This is a genomic window from Pseudomonas sp. Mn2068, from assembly GCF_049319725.1.
Lineage (GTDB): Bacteria > Pseudomonadota > Gammaproteobacteria > Pseudomonadales > Pseudomonadaceae > Aquipseudomonas > Aquipseudomonas gingeri.
The window spans coordinates 68,554-83,168 of the sequence record NZ_JBMOUG010000022.1 but is presented as its reverse complement, the minus strand read 5'-3'; the positions used below and the strand labels follow the sequence as shown (position 1 = coordinate 83,168).

Here is a 14,615-nt window from a genome sequence, read left to right as displayed (position 1 = left end):
AACCCTCCCCCCCGAGTCTCCACGTTTCGTAGGTCGCCGAGGGAAACCCCCCCCTGTCGGTGGCCGCTTTGTCCCCCGATCCGCCGCAGGCGGCCATTCCACAAGAATGCCAGCGACCGTGCGAGCGCTATCGCCAGCAAGCCGGCTCCCACCAAAGCACAGCCCTGCACTGGAGGGGCTGTGCCGTCAGTTGTGGGCGGCCTGCCAGGGGTAGGCCAGCCACTTCTGCAGCCGCTTGGCAAAGCGCCCGCTTTCCATGTCCTGGTGCAGCCACTGGTCGACGTACTGCTTGAGCACGATGTCCCGGGGCAGCAGCATGGCCTTCTCGGAAAAGTCGAAAGGCTGGTCCGGATGCACCGCGCACAGTTCCGGATGCAGTTTCTGCTGCACCAGCGTCTCCACCGCATCGGTCATCATCAGGTCGGCCTTGCCGTCGACGATCTGCTGGAAGATGGTGACATTGTCCTCGTGCATCACGATCTGCGCCTGCTTGAGATTGGCCCGGGCGAACTTCTCATTGGTCCCGCCGGGGTTGACGATGGCCCGCACTTGCGGCCGGTCGATCTGCTCCAGGGTCTGGAACGCCTGCTGCCGTGAACAGAGGGTGATCGGCGTCTTGCCGTCACGCTGGTAAGGCTGCGAGAAGAACGCCTGCTTCTGACGCTCCATATTCACCGAGATGCCACTGATGCCAAGGTCGAAGCGATCGGCCTGCAAATCGCTCATCAGCGTCGGCCAGGTGGTCGGCACCAGTTCCAGGCGCACGCCCAGGGAACTCGCCAGGCCTTCGGCCAGTTCGATATCCAGGCCGATAAAACGCTCGCTCGTCTTGTAGCTGAAGGGTTTGTAATCCCCCGTGGTGCCGACCCGCAGCACGCCCTGCTGGAGAATCTGGTCCAGTCGGCTGAAGGCCAGTTGCTGGGGCACGGGAGGGATCGGCTGTGCGGCTTCGGCGGCGGTACCGGCCAGCAGCAGCGCGGCGAGCAGGACTCGGGAAAAACCCGAGGGAATGGAAAACGTCATAGGCGGCCCTTTTTATAGTCTGGTATCCATGGGTGCGCTGGAAGCACTGGAGCAGACTACCTGCAAGGGCTCGGGCAAGCGACCCTCGGACAGCCTGGCGCCATCCGCGGGTCGGGGCTTCACCCCATCAGGCGACCGGAACGGGTGGGGGCTCGTCGGGCAGGGTCGGCTCTCCCGGCTCGGTGGGTTGCTCGTTGGGGGTGTCGGGATCGGGCTGGCCCGGAATGCCCCCGGTCAGGCTGTGGGGATGAGCCAGCAACGACCAGGCCAGCAGGCCCACTTGATTGGGTTCCAGTTTCGCCAGTTGGGCGCTGATGCTTGGATCGATCTTCATGGGCAACTCCTGAACGTTGTGGCCCGGCCGGCCTTGCGCCAACCGAGGCGGTACACCCAATAGAGTGTGCCACCGTCCAGGAATTCCCTCGGGTGCGGCGCCCTTCGTCAGGTGCGCGGCAGGGTCACGCCGCGCTGGCCCTGATACTTGCCGCCGCGGTCCTTGTAGGAGACTTCACACTCTTCGTCGGACTCCAGGAACAACATCTGCGCCACGCCTTCGTTGGCATAGATCTTCGCCGGCAGCGTGGTGGTGTTGGAGAACTCGAGTGTCACATGGCCTTCCCACTCGGGTTCCAGCGGGGTGACGTTGACGATGATGCCGCAGCGGGCATAGGTGCTCTTGCCCAGGCAGATGGTCAGCACATTGCGCGGAATCCGGAAGTATTCGACGGTACGGGCCAGGGCGAAGGAGTTCGGCGGGATGATGCAGACGTCGCTCTTGATGTCGACGAAGCTCTTCTCATCGAAGTTTTTAGGATCGACGGTCGCCGAGTTGATATTGGTGAACACCTTGAATTCATCGGCGCAACGCACGTCGTAGCCATAGCTCGACACCCCGAAGGAAATCAGTCGGTCAGCGCCTTCGCCACGCATCTGGCGCTCGACGAAGGGTTCGATCATGCCGTGCTCTTGCGCCATGCGGCGAATCCACTTGTCCGATTTGATGCTCATGGCGGGTGTCCTGAATAGCGAGGTGGAGAAATTCTGTCCGGCATCTTACCGGGGCGCGGCGCGGGGTTCAAAGTCCGCCGCCGATTTGCGCCAAAATAGCCTTGCCGCAGCGGCCCGCCGAGCAGCGTCAGGCCGCTGAACGGAGGCGCTTGCGGGCCCCGCCGGCCGCCGTCAGTCATGAAATAGGCGAAACCTTGGCAAAGACCATTGGCACGTTCCGGAAAAAGGGTTAAGGTGGCGCCACTGTGCTGCTTGTGTCACTGAGAATCTCTACACGATGTTGAATTTCGATCCAACCATCTCCAAGAATTTTTCCTGCTCTTTGCACTCAGTCTCGGCCAGGGCTTTTCCTGAGTCGCAGTTAACTTTGTCCAAGGAGACATCAAATGTCTAATCGCCAAACCGGTACCGTTAAGTGGTTCAACGATGAAAAAGGCTTCGGCTTCATCACTCCACAATCCGGTGACGATCTGTTCGTACACTTCAAAGCAATCCAATCCGACGGCTTCAAGAGCCTGAAAGAAGGCCAACAGGTTTCTTTCATCGCTACCCGCGGTCAGAAAGGCATGCAAGCTGAAGAAGTTCAAGTTATCTAACTTGTCCTGATCCAGTAAAAAGCCCCGCTCTCTCACGAGACGCGGGGCTTTTTTGTGGGCGGGTGTTTTTGTCGACGCCTGCAAGGCATCAGCCCATATGCCACAAAACCGTGGGAGCCGGCTTGCTGGCGATGGCGGCTTATCAGACAACAGCGATGTCGACTGTCAGGTTGCAATCGCCAGCAAGCCGGCTCCTACGGGTACTGCATTCCACCTCGATCGAGGTGGACTGGTATCAGTCGTCGCTGATGGTGATGTTCGGCATCGCCTGGCTGCCCGCTTCCTGCAACACAATCCGCGCACCCACGTGTCGTGCCAGTTCCTGGTAGACCATGGCGATCTGGCCATCGGGATCGGCGGCCACGGTCGGCTTGCCGCCATCGGCCTGCTCACGGATGACCATCGACAGCGGCAACGACGCCAGCAGTTCGACGCCATACTGCGACGCCAGCTTCTCGCCACCGCCCTCGCCGAACAGGTGCTCGGCATGACCGCAGTTGGAACAGATATGCACCGCCATGTTTTCCACGACGCCCAGCACCGGGATATTCACCTTGCGGAACATCTCCACGCCCTTGCGCGCATCGAGCAGGGCCAGGTCCTGCGGCGTGGTGACGATCACCGAGCCGGCCACCGGGACTTTCTGCGCCAGGGTCAGCTGGATGTCGCCGGTGCCCGGCGGCATATCGATCACCAGGTAATCCAGGTTGCCCCAGTCGGTCTGGGTCACCAGTTGCAGCAGTGCGCCGGAAACCATCGGCCCGCGCCAGACCATCGGTGTGTTGTCGTCGGTCAGGAATGCCATGGACATCACTTCCACACCGTGGGATTCGATGGGCACGAACCACTTCTGGTCCTTGATCTTCGGCCGGGTGCCTTCGGCAATGCCGAACATCACGCCCTGGCTCGGGCCATAGATGTCCGCATCGAGAATCCCCACCCGCGCGCCTTCACGGGCCAGCGCCAGCGCGAGGTTGGCCGCCGTGGTGGACTTGCCCACGCCGCCTTTGCCCGATGCCACCGCTACCACGTTCTTCACGTTGACCAGGCCGGGAATCTGCGCCTGGGCCTTGTGCGCGGCGATCACGCACTCGATCTCGACCTTGGCCGAGGCCACGCCGTCGAGGCCTTCGATCGCCATTTGCAGCATCTGCGCCCAACCGCTCTTGAACAGGCCGGCGGCATACCCCAGCTCGAGCCGGACGCTGACACGGTCAGCCTGGATATCGATGGCCTTCACGCACCCGGCGCTGAGCGGATCCTGGTTCAGATAAGGGTCGGTGTACTGGCGAAGGACGGCCTCCACCGCTGCGCGATTGACTGCGCTCATGGGCAACTCCCGAAAAAGACTGAGTAAAACAGGCAGCTATCGTAACCGTTCTGAACAGCCGAAAGCAGGTTCCGACAGCAATTGTGGCGGTCGGGCCCGCCGCCGGGTCCTCGCCAGGGGTGAATTATGTGCGCCGGCGCTTTATAGTGTTCGGTCTCCGTTTCACTTCAAGTAGCCGAGCCCCATGTCCGAGCCACGCCAGATCCTCGTCACCAGCGCCCTGCCCTATGCCAATGGTTCCATTCACCTTGGCCACATGGTCGAGTATGTCCAGACGGACATGTGGGTGCGTTTCCAGAAGCACCGCGGCAACCAATGCATCTACGTCTGCGCTGACGACGCCCACGGCTCGGCCATCATGTTGCGCGCGGAAAAGGAAGGCATCACCCCGGAACAGCTGATCGCCAACGTCCAGGTCGAGCACAGCACCGACTTCGCCGACTTCCTGGTGGAGTTCGACAACTTCCACTCGACCCATGCCGAAGAAAACCGCGAACTGTCGACACAGATCTACCTGCGCCTGCGCGAGGCCGGGCATATCGCCACGCGCTCGATCACCCAGTATTTCGACCCGGAAAAGCAGATGTTCCTGGCGGATCGCTTCATCAAGGGCACCTGCCCGAAATGTGGCACCGAAGACCAGTACGGCGACAACTGCGAGAAATGCGGCGCCACCTACGCCCCCACCGACCTGAAAGACCCGAAATCGGCGATTTCCGGTGCGACCCCGGTGCTCAAGGACTCCCAGCACTTCTTCTTCAAGTTGCCGGACTTCCAGGCCATGCTGCAGACCTGGACCCGCAGCGGCTCCCTGCAGGACGCCGTGGCGAACAAGATCGCCGAGTGGCTGGATGCCGGCCTGCAGCAGTGGGATATCTCCCGCGACGCACCGTATTTCGGTTTCGAGATCCCCGATGAGCCGGGCAAGTACTTCTATGTCTGGCTGGACGCGCCGATCGGCTACATGGCCAGCTTCAAGAACCTCTGCGCGCGCCGCCCGGACCTGGACTTCGACGCGTTCTGGGGCAAGGACTCCACCGCCGAGCTGTACCACTTCATCGGCAAGGACATTGTCAACTTCCACGCCCTGTTCTGGCCGGCCATGCTCGAAGGCGCGGGCTACCGCAAGCCGACCGGGATCAACGTGCATGGCTACCTGACGGTCAATGGCCAGAAAATGTCCAAGTCCCGTGGCACCTTTATCAAGGCCCGCACCTACCTCGACCACTTGTCGCCGGAATACCTGCGCTACTACTACGCGGCCAAGCTGAGCAAGGGTGTCGACGACCTCGACCTGAACCTCGAAGACTTCGTGCAGAAGGTCAACTCGGACCTGGTCGGCAAAGTGGTGAATATCGCCAGCCGTTGCGCCGGGTTTATCCACAAGGGCAACGCCGGCGTGCTGGTCGCGGGTAACGCCGCTCCGGAGCTGACCGACGCGTTCCTCGCCGCCACCCCGAGCATCGCCGAAGCCTACGAGGCCCGCGACTTTGCCCGGGCAATGCGTGAAATCATGGCCCTGGCCGACCGCGCCAACGCCTGGATCGCCGACAAGGCACCATGGTCCCTGGCCAAGCAGGAAGGCAAGCAGGATGAGGTCCAGGCCGTCTGCGCCGTGGGCATCAACCTGTTCCGCCAGTTGATCATCTTCCTCAAGCCGGTGCTGCCGCTGCTGGCCGCCGATGCCGAGGCGTTCCTCAACGTCGCGCCGCTGACCTGGAATGACCACGCCACCCTGCTCGGCAACCATCAGTTGAACGAGTTCAAGCCGCTGATGACCCGCATCGACCCGGTAAAAGTGCAGGCCATGACCGACGCCTCGAAGGAAGACCTCGCCGCCAGCCAGACCGACACCGGCAGCGCCGCCCCACAGGGCAACGGCGAACTGACGAAAGACCCGCTGTCGGCGGAGATCGACTTCGACACCTTCGCCGCCGTCGACCTGCGCGTCGCGCTGATCGTCAAGGCCGAAGCGGTCGAGGGTGCGGACAAATTGCTGCGCCTGACCCTGGATATCGGCGACGAGCAACGCAATGTGTTCTCCGGCATCAAGAGCGCCTACCCGAACCCGGCCGAGCTGGAAGGTCGCCTGACCATGATGATCGCCAACCTCAAGCCGCGGAAAATGCGTTTCGGCATCTCCGAAGGCATGGTGATGGCTGCCGGCCCCGGCGGCGAGGAAATCTATCTGCTGAGCCCGGACAACGGCGCCAAGCCCGGCCAGCGGATCAAGTAAGCCCCTCCCTGCCCCGCGAGCCACGCACAATCGTGGCTCGCGACGCTTCATAACTAGTGCAGCCCGCCTCCTTGCCGGATAATCACTGCTATCCGTTCACCCGGCACGATCATGACCGACCTTCTTCTCATCCTTGTCAGCGCCGCCTTGATCAACAACGTCGTGTTGCAATGGCCGCTGGCCGTCGATCCGCTGTTGCAGGCGACACGCGCGCCAGGAACCGAACGACGCAAGCTGCACGCACTGGGTATCGCCACCACCTGGCTGATGCTGGTCGCCACCCTGCTGAACTACAGCCTCTATCACCTGCTGCTGTTGCCGCTGGACCTGGGCGCCCTGCAACTGCTGGTGTTCCTGCCGCTCAGCGTCGCGCTGATCGGCCCGAGCCTCAAGCTGTTGGCGCGCTGGCTGCCGGGCCTGCCTTTCGACGGGCTCTGGCCGCTGCTGCTGGCAAACGCCGGCACCCTCGGCCTGGCCCTGATCAGCACGCAGAACGACCATGGCGCGGGCCACGCAGCCCTGCTCGGCCTGGGCACGGGGCTGGGTTTCTGGCTGGTCCTGGGACTGTTCAACGACCTGCGCCAACGCACCTATCATGAAGAAGTGCCCCTGCCGTTTCGCGGGCTGCCGATCGAACTGATCAGCGCCGGCCTCATTGCATTGGCCTTTCTCGGCTTCAACGGACTGGTCAAACCATGAGTCTGATTCGACATATCGACGCGCTGCTGCCACAGACCCAATGCGGCAAATGCGGTCATCCGGGCTGCCACCCCTACGCCGAAGGGATCGCCCGGGGCGAGCCCATCAACAAGTGCCCGCCGGGCGGCAGTGAAACCATTGCCGCCCTCGCCGGCCTGCTGCGGGTGCCCGTGCTGGAACTGGACCCGGAGCGCGGCACCGCGCCCGCCCAGGTCGCCTTTATCCGCGAGGCCGAGTGCATCGGCTGCACCAAGTGCATCCAGGCGTGCCCGGTGGATGCCATCGTCGGCGCGGCCAAACTGATGCATACGGTGATCATCGATGAATGCACCGGTTGCGACCTGTGCGTCGCGCCGTGTCCGGTGGACTGCATTGAAATGCACCCGCTGCCGCTGGCCGAGGTCGTCCCGATTGTCGGCGGCCTGGCCTTCAATGCCGAACAACAGCAGGCCCGCAGCGAAAAGCGCAAGCGTGCCCGTCGTCGCTTCGACCAGCGCAATACGCGCCTGCACGCCGAAGAAGAACGCCGCCACGCCGAACGCCAGGCGCGCGTGCCGCGCCCGACGCAGACGGACAGCGGGACCAGCGATCCGGTCAAGGCCGCCCTGGAGCGGGTCAAGGCGCAAAAAGCGCTCGACTCCGACGCCGCGCTGAAAAAAGCCCGGATCGACCTGGCCATGAGCCGGGCGCAGTTGAACAAATCATTGAAGGCCTTCGGTCATCCGCCCATTGCCGAACAGGCCGCCCAACTGGTCATCCTCCAGCAGCAGTTCGAGGCCGCGGAACAGGCCCTGGCCCGCCTGGAAAGCAGTGCACCGCCTCCCGTCCCCGCCGCCCCCGGGGACGCCGAACTCAAGCGCGCGAAGATCCAGTTGGCCATGCGCCGCGCCGAACTGGGCAAGCTGCAGCGGGATCCGGAAACCTCGGGGCAGGCGCTGGAAGACGCCCAGCGTCGGCTCGAGGAAGCCCAGCGCCAGGTCGACGCCCATGCTACGCCGTGACGCCGGCGCAGAGCCGGATGAGCGCCTCCAGCAAGCCATGCGCTGGGTGCTGCTCGCCACGCTGCCCGCTGCCCTGACCCTGTTCCTGTGGTACGGCTGGGGCGTGCTGATCAACCTGCTGCTGTGCGCGATCACCGCGCTGCTGGTGGAGGCCGGCGTGTTGCGCCTGCGGGTACGACCGATCCGACCGGCATTGATGGACGGCAGTGCCCTGGTCAGCGCCACGCTGCTGGCACTGGCATTGCCGCCCTACAGCCCCTGGTGGCTGCCGGTGTTTGCCAGCGCCGGCGCCCTGCTGGCGGGCAAGCACCTGTATGGCGGAGTCGGCAGGAACCCCTTCAATCCGGCAATGCTGGGCTATGCCCTGGCGCTCGTGGCGTTTCCACAATCCATGACCCACTGGCCCGCCTCCCATGGAATGGACCTGCTGGGCGGCTTGCAGCAGGTACTGGGCTTTCATCTCGCCGGGCAGCCGGATGCCTGGGCCCAGGCGACCGCCCTGGATACGCTGCGGATCAACAAGAGCCTGACGATGGAGGAACTGTTCGCCACCCAGGGCGCGTTCGGCCACTGGGGCGGCAAAGGAGCCGAATGGGTCAACCTGGCCTTTCTGACCGGCGGCCTGTTTCTGCTGAAACAACGGGTGTTCAGCTGGCACGCCCCGGTCGGAATGCTCGGCAGCCTGTTCCTCATCAGCCTGGTCTGCTGGAATGGCTCCGGCTCGGACTCCAACGGTTCGCCAGTGTTTCACCTGCTGAGCGGCGCCACCATGATCGGCGCGTTCTTCATCGCCACCGAACCGGTTTCAGGCCCCAGGAGTGCCAGGGCCCGGCTGCTGTTCGGCGCCGGCATCGGGCTGCTCACCTACATCATCCGCACCTGGGGCGGCTACCCCGATGGCGTGGCCTTCGCGGTGCTGCTGATGAACCTGATGGTCCCGACGCTGGAGCGCTGGTCCTTGCCCCGCTCTAAGCGGGTGGCGCCATGAGCAGAACACGCTCGCTGTTTGTCCTGACACTGCTGGCGGCGCTGGTCGCCGGCCTGACCTGGGAACTGCACCAGCAGGCGACACCACGAATCCAGGCGCAGCAGCAGGCGATTCAGACCCGGGCCCTGGCGCAGGTGCTGCCGGCCGGCGAGTATCGGCAGGAACCACTGGCACTGAGCGCTGAGCCGTTGCCCCACAGCAGCCTGATACGCGGCTATCGGATGCTGCAGCAGGGGCAACCGGTGGCAGTGATACTCCAGAGCACCGCCCAGGGTTATGGCGGCCCTGTCGAACTGCTGGTCGGCATCGGCGCGAGCGGCAAACTGCTGGGGGTGAAAACCCTGTCGCACAAGGAGACACCGGGACTGGGCGGCAGGATCGCCGAAGAAGGCAATGCCTGGCTGAGTGGATTTCTCGGAAAGTCCCGGAGCGACACACCCGACGCGGCGTGGGACCTGAAACAGGACGGCGGGCAATTCGATTCGATGGCCGGGGCGACGATTACCTCCCGGGCAGCGCTCAACGCGATTCACGATGCCCTGCGTTATTTTGACGAACACCGGGATCAACTGCTGGGAGGCAGCGGCCATGAATAGCACCAGGTTGTTGCCGGGCTCACTGATGCTCCCGCCCCTGCTCGGAGCCAGCGACTTGCTGGTCAAGGCGATCTCGTTATGGCTGGCGAGCGTGGCCGTGGTCCTGATCTATACGGCAACGGGTCGCGCGCTGAAGCCCTGGATCCACCCGGAACTGGTGTGGCCGGCACATGTTCTGCTGGCGGCCGGTAGTGTCAGCCTGGTGTCCCTGGGACTGCAAGCCTGGTCCTGGGAGCTCTGTCAGGCCCTGGGTATCTACCTGGCGCTGCTCAGCGTGCAGTGCCTGGCGCTCGAGCACCTGGGCTTCTTCCAACCGGGCAGGCTGAACGACAGTATCCGCCTGTTCGCGGGCTTCGGCGTCCTGCTGGCCAGCCTGGGCCTGCTGCGCGAGCTACTGGCGAACGGTACGCTGCTGGATCATCTGCAATGGTGGACCGGAGCCGCCAGCCACGGCCCCATCACCTTGTTCGCCGCCGAGAACGGCCTGCACCTTGCAGGACTGGTCCCGGGAGCCTTCCTCCTGCTGGGTTTGCTGCTGGCCGGAAAAAAAGCCTGGACCCTGCGCTCAACCTCAAACCAAGTGCTTCAAAGGAAATGACTGCCCCATGAATGCCGCCAAACGCCTGGAGATTTTCCGCCGGCTCCACGAGGACAATCCAGAGCCCAAGACCGAACTGGCCTACTCGTCGCCGTTCGAGCTGCTGATCGCCGTGATTCTTTCCGCCCAGGCCACCGACGTCGGCGTGAACAAGGCCACGGCCCGGCTGTACCCAGTAGCCAATACGCCAGAGGCGATCCATGCGCTGGGGGTTGAGGGCCTGTCCGAGTACATCAAGACCATCGGCCTCTACAACAGCAAGGCGAAAAACGTCATCGAGACCTGCCGCCTGCTGATCGAACGCCATGGCAGCCAGGTCCCGCAGACCCGGGAAGAACTCGAAGCCCTGCCCGGGGTCGGCCGCAAGACCGCCAACGTGGTCCTCAACACGGCCTTTCGGCAACTGACCATGGCAGTCGATACGCATATTTTCCGAGTGAGCAACCGGACGGGGCTGGCCCCGGGAAAAAATGTGGTGGAAGTGGAAAAGCAGTTGATGAAATTCGTGCCAAAACAATACCTGCTCGACTCCCATCATTGGCTGATCCTGCTCGGGCGCTACGTCTGCCAGGCCCGCAAGCCGCGCTGTGGCAGTTGCCGGATCGAAGACCTGTGCGAATACAAGCACAAGACATCCGACGATTGAGCCGCTATTGCTTTTATTGATAAGTCGATTGAAAAAATCTTTTTTACCCGACAGGTAATTATCGTTATAAGGAGCGCCAACGGCAGTCTTAGCCCGGAGTTGACTTTATGAGTACCGATAAAGAAGCACTGGATGTAGAGGACGACCTGATGCAGGTCGATTCGGACGAAACAGAACCTCCGGTGGAGGTAGCGAAGACCAATCTGAGCAAGCGTCGCACCATCGACAACCTGCTGGAAGAACGCCGCCTGCAAAAGCAGCTGGCTGATTACGATTTTGACCTGTAAGTGATGTAGATCCCCCCTCAAAAGCCTCCTTATCGGAGGCTTTTTGGCTATGACGACTCGCCTGCCGTACCGCCTTCATGACCCTGTGGTCGTCAACTCTCCCTGCACGTTGCCCGAATGGTGCGCCTGTTCGTCTCAAACCAGGCCATTGCGCTGGGCGAGTTCGATCAGGTCAACCAGTGAGCGGGCGTTCAGCTTCAACAGCAAGCGGGTCTTGTAGGTGCTGACCGTCTTGTTGCTCAGGAACATCCCATCGGCAATTTCCTTGTTGCTCTTGCCCCGGGCCAGTTGCTGCAGGACCATCATTTCCCGACCCGAAAGCCGGTTGACCATGTCCGCCTCGCTGGCATTGCCCATGCTGGAGCGCACGGTATGCAACGCCTGGTTGGGGAAATAACTGTAGCCGGAAAGAACGGCCTTTATGGCACTCAGCATTTCGGTAAGGTCCTGCTGCTTGCACACATAACCGGCGGCCCCCGCCTGCATGCAACGCATGGAGAAATGGCCGGGAGCCTGTGAAGTAAGTACCAGCACTTTGAAAGAAAGCCCCATGGAAGTTAGGCGGGCAATGACTTCCAGCCCGTCCAGCTTGGGAATTCCTATATCGAGTATAACAATATCCGGTGCATGCTCTCGCGCCAGTTGCAAGGCATCCACGCCGTTATCCGTCTCCGCAATGACTTCGTAGCCATGCCGTTCCATCAGCATGCGTACGGCAAGGCGAATGACGGGATGATCATCCACGATCAGCACTTTATTCATGGGCAAGTCCAATTTTCGCTGTTCGAATTTTCAGAGTCAGCACAATAGCCTAGTCACAACCTCCTGGGCATAGCGCCTACCCCGAGCAGTACCAGCCAAAGACCTTCCCTACAAACAACAAGGATTTGCCCTACAAAAAAAGCACTACAAGAAAAGTGCTGTTTTCAGGAGCGAGGTGACAATCGATTTATCCAACAGTCAGGAACGTTACCTCATAACCCTCTGGTCCGCTGCCCGGATGCAGCTTCAATGATGCTGGAGAAGATACGGATAAACAGGGTAGACAAACATCTGCATACAAGACGCTACCCGTCACGGATAAACATTAGAGACGCCAGGCGCCGGATGTCTAATGGTTTTCTGCAACAAGAAATAACCCCACTCCTTCCGCACACGCCGGAGATCATCAATGGCGCACGACCGCCGCCCGAGGTTCGAAAATTCCAGGCCCACGACAGATAAACACTGCCCCCATCGCGCCATTGTCGTCATCCTGGCCAGACATTAAACACCCAAGGCTCGGCATGGTTTCCTTCAAGTACCGGCCTGACATCTCATGAGAAAATGCTTTTGAATAGGCATGATGCGCATTTGAATAGCGGATTGCTCACTCCAAAAAACTCCTGATATATTGAAAACAGCAGCTCTTTCGACTTCAAGTAAATACCACCAAAACATTTAAATCCATCACCCCCCCCAAACTAAAGGAAACGTACTACGCGGCACAGGGAATACTTACCGAACTTTTAAAATCAGCCTTTCCAGAAAAAAACCAAACAATTGAGCGGCATATTTTTCTTGCAAACCATATGCTCTACCGCTAGCTTTTTAAAAACAGGAAACACCATAACAACTGACTTTTTCAGACGAGAAAGTCACGACGGCCTATCCCCCTTTACGAGCAGGCTATACTTTATGAAGAACACCACTATAAACAAACAGAAGAACAACTATAAACCCCATGATCTCGAGCTCGCCATCACCGAGTTCATCAAGCGTGGCGGAACGATAGAGCCTGCCCCGGCAAAAGAAGCAAGCCGCGGCGATGCTGAAATACCAGCCCCAGTGGAAACAGAAGTCGATACAAAGGAAGAATATGCAAGAAAAGTTGAGCTGCTGAAAAACCTCATAACAAAAGGTGCGGGAATATCCGCCTTGCAATACTCATTGAAAATGAATAAAGGAGAGATAAGAAGGATCGCCCAGGAACAGGGACTGAGAATCCCCCATCGCCGCCCATTGTCCACGCCGCGGAAATACCGAAGTACTCTTTCAGAACCTGCCGGCTCACTCGCCGATGATGTAGTCGCCGGGCACGCCATGCATTACGCGGCACTGGGATACACCGCCATGGAGATTGCCCAGACGCTGGAACTGACCGTCCGCCAGGTATGGGAGTTGGGCAGGAACTATCGATTCGAACTCAAGCATCATCGAGACGACCCAAGGGAATGAACAGCAGGTTTGATCCTTGATGAAGAAAGCCTCTCCCCAACCCACCTCCCGCCTGACCCCTCTTCTGTCCGTGCGCACGCCCCTGTGCTCCCCTGGCGCCATCGGAGCAGCGCTTCCCGGGCAAAAAAAACCCCGACCTGCCGGCCGGGGCTTTTCATGCAAACAGGCGGATCAGAACAACTTGCGTCCTTTGTTTGCGGCAATGCGCATACGCAGTGCGTTCAGCTTGATGAAGCCTGCCGCGTCAGCCTGGTTGTAGGCGCCGCCGTCTTCTTCGAACGTCGCGATATTGGCATCGAACAGCGACTCGTCGGACTTGCGCCCGGTAACGATCACATTGCCCTTGTACAGCTTCAGGCGAACCACACCGTTCACGTGGGCCTGGGAAGCATCGATCATCTGTTGCAGCATCAGACGCTCAGGGCTCCACCAGTAGCCGGTGTAGATCAGGCTGGCGTACTTGGGCATCAGCTCATCCTTGAGGTGAGCGACTTCGCGGTCCAGGGTGATCGACTCGATCGCCCGGTGTGCGCGCAGCATGATGGTGCCGCCAGGGGTTTCGTAGCAGCCGCGGGACTTCATGCCCACATAGCGGTTCTCGACGATATCCAGACGACCGATGCCGTGTTCGCCACCGATGCGGTTCAGGGTCGCCAGCACGGTGGCCGGAGTCATCTCGACGCCGTCCAGGGCGACGATGTCACCGTTGCGGTAGGTCAGTTCCAGGTACTGCGGCTTGTCGGGAGCGTTCTCCGGGGAGACGGTCCAGCGCCACATGTCTTCTTCGTGCTCGGTCCAGGTGTCTTCCAGCACGCCGCCTTCATAGGAGATGTGCAGCAGGTTGGCGTCCATGGAGTACGGGGACTTCTTCTTGCCGTGACGCTCGATCGGGATCGCGTGCTTTTCAGCGTAATCCATCAGCTTTTCACGGGACAGCAGGTCCCATTCACGCCATGGCGCGATGACCTTGACGCCTGGCTTGAGGGCATAGGCACCCAGCTCGAAACGCACCTGGTCGTTGCCCTTGCCGGTCGCGCCGTGGGAAATGGCGTCGGCGCCGGTTTCGTTGGCGATTTCGATCAGGCGCTTGGCGATCAGCGGACGGGCGATGGAGGTACCCAGCAGGTACTCGCCTTCGTAGACGGTATTGGCACGGAACATCGGGAAGACGAAGTCACGCACGAACTCTTCGCGCAGATCGTCGATATAGATCTCTTTCACGCCCATGGCCTGCGCCTTGGCACGAGCAGGCTCGACCTCTTCGCCCTGACCCAGGTCCGCGGTGAAGGTCACCACTTCACAGTTATAAGTATCCTGCAGCCACTTGAGGATCACCGAAGTGTCCAGGCCGCCGGAATACGCGAGAACGACCTTGTTTACGTCGGCCATG

At 61.0% G+C, this 14,615-nt stretch carries 16 protein-coding genes; 10 read left to right on the top strand and 6 right to left on the bottom strand.

What is annotated here, in order from left to right; all coding sequences use genetic code 11:
* Positions 1-186: 186 nt before the first annotated feature.
* The 3 genes from ACL9RJ_RS31330 to dcd form a co-directional block, all read right to left on the bottom strand.
* Positions 187-1,023 carry a transporter substrate-binding domain-containing protein gene (locus tag ACL9RJ_RS31330; protein ID WP_017126295.1) on the bottom strand — a complete coding sequence of 279 codons (837 nt, stop codon included), beginning with the start codon at positions 1,021-1,023 and terminating at the stop codon, positions 187-189.
* Positions 1,024-1,150: 127 nt separating this feature from the next.
* The gene (locus tag ACL9RJ_RS31325; RefSeq protein ID WP_178989941.1) at positions 1,151-1,357 is read right to left on the bottom strand and encodes a hypothetical protein; all 207 of its coding nucleotides are present in this window, start codon (positions 1,355-1,357) and stop codon (positions 1,151-1,153) included.
* A gap of 107 nt (positions 1,358-1,464) precedes the next feature.
* Positions 1,465-2,031, bottom strand: a complete 567-nt coding sequence (gene dcd, locus ACL9RJ_RS31320; RefSeq protein ID WP_017126297.1) for a dCTP deaminase — start codon at positions 2,029-2,031, stop codon at positions 1,465-1,467.
* A 386-nt stretch (positions 2,032-2,417) separates the two neighbouring features.
* Between dcd and ACL9RJ_RS31315 the strand changes: the two genes are divergently transcribed.
* Positions 2,418-2,627, top strand: coding sequence for a cold-shock protein (locus ACL9RJ_RS31315; protein WP_002554837.1), 210 nt, complete (start codon positions 2,418-2,420; stop codon positions 2,625-2,627).
* 235 nt (positions 2,628-2,862) lie between these two features.
* Here ACL9RJ_RS31315 and apbC read toward each other — a convergent pair whose 3' ends face one another.
* Positions 2,863-3,957: an iron-sulfur cluster carrier protein ApbC gene (gene apbC / locus ACL9RJ_RS31310; RefSeq protein ID WP_017126298.1), complete on the bottom strand. Its 1,095-nt coding sequence runs from the start codon at positions 3,955-3,957 to the stop codon at positions 2,863-2,865.
* Between the two features lie 184 nt (positions 3,958-4,141).
* Here apbC and metG point away from each other — a divergent pair, with 184 nt between their 5' ends.
* From metG to ACL9RJ_RS31270, 8 genes are all read left to right on the top strand, one after another.
* Positions 4,142-6,193, top strand: a complete 2,052-nt coding sequence (gene metG / locus ACL9RJ_RS31305; protein WP_177084394.1) for a methionine--tRNA ligase — start codon at positions 4,142-4,144, stop codon at positions 6,191-6,193.
* Between the two features lie 111 nt (positions 6,194-6,304).
* The gene (locus ACL9RJ_RS31300) at positions 6,305-6,892 is read left to right on the top strand and encodes an Rnf-Nqr domain containing protein (RefSeq protein ID WP_017126300.1); all 588 of its coding nucleotides are present in this window, start codon (positions 6,305-6,307) and stop codon (positions 6,890-6,892) included.
* Positions 6,889-7,893, top strand: a complete 1,005-nt coding sequence (rsxB, locus tag ACL9RJ_RS31295; RefSeq protein ID WP_177119167.1) for an electron transport complex subunit RsxB — start codon at positions 6,889-6,891, stop codon at positions 7,891-7,893. The genes ACL9RJ_RS31300 and rsxB overlap by 4 nt, the downstream gene beginning before the upstream one ends.
* Positions 7,880-8,881 carry an RnfABCDGE type electron transport complex subunit D gene (locus ACL9RJ_RS31290; RefSeq protein WP_422765966.1) on the top strand — a complete coding sequence of 334 codons (1,002 nt, stop codon included), beginning with the start codon at positions 7,880-7,882 and terminating at the stop codon, positions 8,879-8,881. The genes rsxB and ACL9RJ_RS31290 overlap by 14 nt, the downstream gene beginning before the upstream one ends.
* Positions 8,878-9,477, top strand: a complete 600-nt coding sequence (locus ACL9RJ_RS31285) for an RnfABCDGE type electron transport complex subunit G (RefSeq protein WP_017126304.1) — start codon at positions 8,878-8,880, stop codon at positions 9,475-9,477. The genes ACL9RJ_RS31290 and ACL9RJ_RS31285 overlap by 4 nt, the downstream gene beginning before the upstream one ends.
* Positions 9,470-10,075 carry an Rnf-Nqr domain containing protein gene (locus ACL9RJ_RS31280; RefSeq protein ID WP_042935325.1) on the top strand — a complete coding sequence of 202 codons (606 nt, stop codon included), beginning with the start codon at positions 9,470-9,472 and terminating at the stop codon, positions 10,073-10,075. The genes ACL9RJ_RS31285 and ACL9RJ_RS31280 overlap by 8 nt, the downstream gene beginning before the upstream one ends.
* A 7-nt stretch (positions 10,076-10,082) precedes the next feature.
* A complete protein-coding gene (gene nth, locus ACL9RJ_RS31275) occupies positions 10,083-10,721 on the top strand; it encodes an endonuclease III (protein ID WP_017126306.1) in 639 nt (212 codons plus the stop codon).
* Positions 10,722-10,828: 107 nt separating this feature from the next.
* On the top strand, positions 10,829-11,008 hold the full coding sequence (locus ACL9RJ_RS31270; RefSeq protein WP_017126307.1) for a PA3496 family putative envelope integrity protein: 180 nt from the start codon (positions 10,829-10,831) through the stop codon (positions 11,006-11,008).
* A 135-nt stretch (positions 11,009-11,143) separates the two neighbouring features.
* On the opposite strand, the gene ACL9RJ_RS31265 is transcribed toward ACL9RJ_RS31270, so the two are convergent.
* Complete coding sequence (locus tag ACL9RJ_RS31265; RefSeq protein ID WP_017129960.1) at positions 11,144-11,770, bottom strand: response regulator transcription factor; 627 nt, start codon at positions 11,768-11,770, stop codon at positions 11,144-11,146.
* Between the two features lie 915 nt (positions 11,771-12,685).
* Here ACL9RJ_RS31265 and ACL9RJ_RS31260 point away from each other — a divergent pair.
* Positions 12,686-13,225 carry a hypothetical protein gene (locus ACL9RJ_RS31260; protein WP_042935326.1) on the top strand — a complete coding sequence of 180 codons (540 nt, stop codon included), beginning with the start codon at positions 12,686-12,688 and terminating at the stop codon, positions 13,223-13,225.
* Between the two features lie 171 nt (positions 13,226-13,396).
* On the opposite strand, the gene ACL9RJ_RS31255 is transcribed toward ACL9RJ_RS31260, so the two are convergent.
* Positions 13,397-14,614: an argininosuccinate synthase gene (locus tag ACL9RJ_RS31255; protein WP_007938916.1), complete on the bottom strand. Its 1,218-nt coding sequence runs from the start codon at positions 14,612-14,614 to the stop codon at positions 13,397-13,399.
* Between the last annotated feature and the right edge of the window lies 1 nt (position 14,615).